Raw genomic sequence first — 954 nt, forward strand, 5'->3', positions numbered from 1 at the left:
CAAGAAGACCCAACGGCACCGGGCACCTGGCGCCCGGTCGGTTGCGCGGCGTGCAATCAAACCGGCTACAGCGGCCGCACCGGCATCCACGAATTGTTCTGCATCGACGACGACATCCGCACGCTGATTCACCAAGGGTCAGGGGAGCAGGCTTTGCGCGCCTCAGCGGCTAAAGCCGGGATGTTCAGCCTGCGTGAGGACGGCGAGCGCTGGATCCGCAGCGGCGCCACCGCGCCTGAAGAAATCCTCCGTGTGACACGGGACGCCTGATGAATCGCTATCGTTTTGAAGCTGCTGATGCCACTGGCAAGATTGAATCCGGGCACCTTGAGGCGGACAGTCAGAGCGCCGCTTTCAGTGCGTTGCGCGGGCGCGGTTTGACGGCGCTGTCGATGCACAAGGAAAGCAACGTTGCCAGTCACGGCGGCGGTGGATTGTTCAGCGCCAAACTTTCGGACAACGACCTCGCCTGGGCCACACGCCAACTCGCGAGCCTGCTCGGTGCGAGTCTGCCGTTGGAAGCCGCGCTGAGTGCCACCGTCGAGCAGGCCGAAAAAAAACACATCGCCCATACGCTCAGTGCCGTTCGTGCGGACGTGCGCAGCGGCATGCGTCTGGCGGAATCGTTGGCGGCAAGGCCACGGGATTTTCCCGAGATCTACCGCGCACTGATTGCGGCGGGCGAGGAATCGGGCGATCTGGCGCAGGTCATGGAACGGCTGGCCGACTACATCGAGGAGCGCAACAACCTGCGGGGCAAGATTCTCACCGCGTTTATCTATCCGGGCGTGGTTGGATTGGTCTCGATCGGCATCGTGATTTTCCTGCTCAGTTATGTGGTGCCGCAGGTGGTCAGCGCGTTTTCCCAGGCGCGGCAGGATTTGCCGGGGCTGACCTTGGCGATGCTAAACGCCAGTGATTTCATAAGGGCGTGGGGCTGGTTGTGTGCGGCGA

At 62.6% G+C, this 954-nt stretch carries 2 protein-coding genes; both read left to right on the forward strand.

The genetic code is table 11. From position 1 onward, the window contains the following. Positions 1-270 (forward strand): ATPase, T2SS/T4P/T4SS family (locus PMI37_RS19550; RefSeq protein WP_008084062.1); only part of this gene is annotated, 270 nt, incomplete at its 5' end. Further along, positions 270-954 (forward strand): type II secretion system F family protein (locus PMI37_RS19555; protein WP_008084064.1); only part of this gene is annotated, 685 nt, incomplete at its 3' end. The genes PMI37_RS19550 and PMI37_RS19555, both read left to right, overlap by 1 nt.

It is taken from the genome of Pseudomonas sp. GM80, assembly GCF_000282515.1.
Classification (GTDB): domain Bacteria; phylum Pseudomonadota; class Gammaproteobacteria; order Pseudomonadales; family Pseudomonadaceae; genus Aquipseudomonas.